Here is a 3,170-nt window from a genome sequence, read left to right on the forward strand (position 1 = left end):
ACAAATGACAAATGACAAATGACAAATGACAAATGACAAATGACAAATGACAAACTATGGAATTTGATTTTTTACCGAATTTACCAAAATCTGATTTAGACGATCGCACGTTTCAGGATTTGGTGGAAGAGTGTATCCTCCGTATCCCCCGCTATTGTCCAGAGTGGACGAATTACAACCCCAGTGATCCAGGAATCACGCTGATTGAACTGTTCGCCTGGTTAACTGACCAAATGTTGCTGCGGTTCAATCAGGTTCCCCGGCGTAACTATGTTACCTTTCTGGAATTACTGGGGATTCGCCTGCAAGCCCCAACCCCAGCTCAAACCCAACAAACATTTTATCTGAGTTCGTCTCTCCCCGAAGCCTACACGATTCCCACAGGAACCGAAGTGGCGACGGTACGCACCCAAACCGACGATGCGATTATCTTTAGCACCAATCGCCCCCTGGTGATTGCTAAACCCAGTATCCGCCATTTTCTCACCTCAGACACCGATGAAGCTCAACCCCAAATCCTGCGCGATCGCTTCGTGGGAACTTGGACTCAGCGCCCCAGTGGCGAGTGGGAGGGCTTGGAATTATCTATTTTTAATGAACAACCCCAAGTGGGAAATTGCTTTTATCTCGTCTTTGAGGCGGATCAACCCATCGAAGGCAATGTTATCGCCCTCCGGATTAGGGGTGAAGCCGCTACCTCCACCGGGATTAATCCTGAAGATCCCCCTCGCCTTTGGCAAGCTTGGAATGGTATGTTTTGGCAACCTATCCTGCTACAAGAAGCGGATGATAGCACCAAAGGATTTAGTTTCAGCGAACTGATCCGTCAAGGGGGTGATCCGTTACAAGGGGCGGATGTTGTCCTCCATTTACCCTTGCGTTTACCCGTTACCCAATTTGTTACCTATCAGGGGCGCTGGCTGCGCTGTGTTTACGCTGAACCTCAGTTCAATCAACCCGGTTATATGCGTTCCCCGCGCATCGTTGGTTTAGATGTCCGGTCGATTGGCGGTACTGTTGAAGTCACCCAATGTACTACGATTCGTAATGAAATCCTCGGCGAAAGTGATGGAAATCCCGGTCAAACCTTTCAACTGCAAGGACGGGGAATTTTACCGCGTCGGGAAGAGGAACATCTTCTGGTGATTCCGCCTGGAGGATTACCCCAAATCTGGCAAGAAGTCAATGATTTTGCCGACTCAGGTCCGGAAGACCTGCACTATACCATTGATGCAATTACTGGCATCATTCAATTTGGTCCCCTATTACGAGAACCCTCTCAACTGCGAGAACAAACGCGGTGGCGTTCTCAGTCCCAGAGAGTCCCGTCGCAAATGCTCAGTTTAGTCAATGGTGGAACTGGTGCGGTAGAACGACGGGATGGCGCAGCGATGCAGTCGATGGAACGTCAATATGGCGCAGTTCCCCCTAGAGGTGCGGTGATACAAATGGTTGCCTATCGCATTGGGGGCGGTCAACATGGTAACGTGCAACGAGGCGCGATTCAAGTCCTCAAATCCGCTGTTCCTTATGTGGCGAACGTGATTAACTATTCTCCCGCCCGGAATGGCGCTGATGCGGAATCCTTAGAACAAGCCGTGATCCGGGTACCGCGACTCCTAAGAACCCGCGATCGCGCCGTCACTCGCGAAGATTTTGAATACCTAGCCATGGAAGCCGGAGGCGGCTCTATTGCTCGCGTGTTATGCTTATCACCCATTCGCCAAGAAGACGCCGGACGAGTACGTCTGCTGCTTGTACCCAACGCCAATACGGATGGGATTGAGCGCGGTGAAGGCATTGATCCAGATGTATTAACCCTAACCCCGCAACTCACTGAACGAGTGTTGAGTTATCTCGATGAACGACGGTTACTCGGTGTAGAAATCCTCTGTAGCCAACCCGATTACGTTGGGGTTGCGGTACAAACGGAAGTTGCTCTCGATGCAGCTTATAATAATCCCCGTGCCCAACAAGAAATACTATTGAAACTACAAACCGCACTCTATCGCTTTCTCAATCCTTTAACTGGGGGGTCAGAGGGGAACGGGTGGTCATTTGGTCGCCCAGTTTATTCATCGGATATTGTTACTTTATTGCAAAGCGTTTCTGGAGTAAAGTATTTAGGGGCGGTACAGCTATTTGAATTACGACGTCAGGGACAAAATTGGGTGCGAAGCTCACCTCTAACTCTCATTGACCCCGGTCCTTTGGGTCTAATTTGTTCTTGGCATAGTAATCGATCACGCTCTGGTCATGTGATTAATTTGATTACATAAGTGCGAATTAAGAAGGGCGATCGCATTCTTCAGATAATGACGACTATTGGCTACATACCAATTTGTAGTTTTTGTATCCTTGGCTACAGACATATCTTTAGCTTTCCTCAAGGTTGTTTAGGCTAAACCTGTCAAGTTCTGATAATTCAAACTATTCTTTCCCCAAAAAAGGGTTAAATATTTAAATCAGTTCTTTGTCTTAACAAAACATCATAATTGCTCGTTTTTTTCTCCGTTTCCGGAATAATCTACGAATTCACAGGGGATTCAGCCATTGTGAGCCGGATGTGCGGTTTTCAGGTATATTATCTATGGTGGGTTTTTTGTGGGCAAAAATAATTTAGATCCAGCTAAACCCCTTGAATTTTGGTGAAACTTTGTATAATGTTTGGTTCTCGTCTCCTGTCCAACGTCCCCTTGGACGCATATATTTTGGTAAAGTTGAGATAAAAATCATTACAGGGTCTTGACAAAAACACAGATTACACAGATAAGGAAATGGCACAGACAGACCATTGAATAGTGAGGGACACAGATTGACACAGAGAACTCTATAGGACTTGTTGAATCAGTGTTGAAACTGTTGCCTCTCTTCCCCACAAGACTTATTCAGCAACCCCTCGATAGTGAGGCTCAAACGTTATCAGCTTGATCCTCTTGATCCTAATTTTTAATGAAGTTGATCAACAAATTAATACCGCTAATAGGGTTGAGTTTATTTTCATGAACCGACTGAGTTGAACTGTCGTTATTCACTGCTATAATCACTCCATGGTTCATGCAATTAGATGGGCTGACCGAACGATGGAGAGTGGCTCGGATTAAGTAGGGTAGAATACCTAATTTGAATGTGTAGGGGCGGGTTTAGGGAATCCAGTTTCGCTATTGATG

General features: G+C 46.6%; 1 protein-coding gene. It reads left to right on the plus strand.

Going from position 1 to position 3,170, the window contains the following annotated elements:
• The first annotated feature begins 56 nt into the window (after positions 1–56).
• A complete protein-coding gene (locus ACLFWI_RS28790; protein ID WP_446415780.1) occupies positions 57–2,279 on the plus strand; it encodes a putative baseplate assembly protein in 2,223 nt (740 codons plus the stop codon).
• Positions 2,280–3,170 lie beyond the last annotated feature (891 nt).

The sequence above is a fragment of the Coleofasciculus sp. genome (assembly GCF_046539235.1).
In the GTDB taxonomy this organism is placed as follows: Bacteria; Cyanobacteriota; Cyanobacteriia; order Cyanobacteriales; family Coleofasciculaceae; genus Coleofasciculus.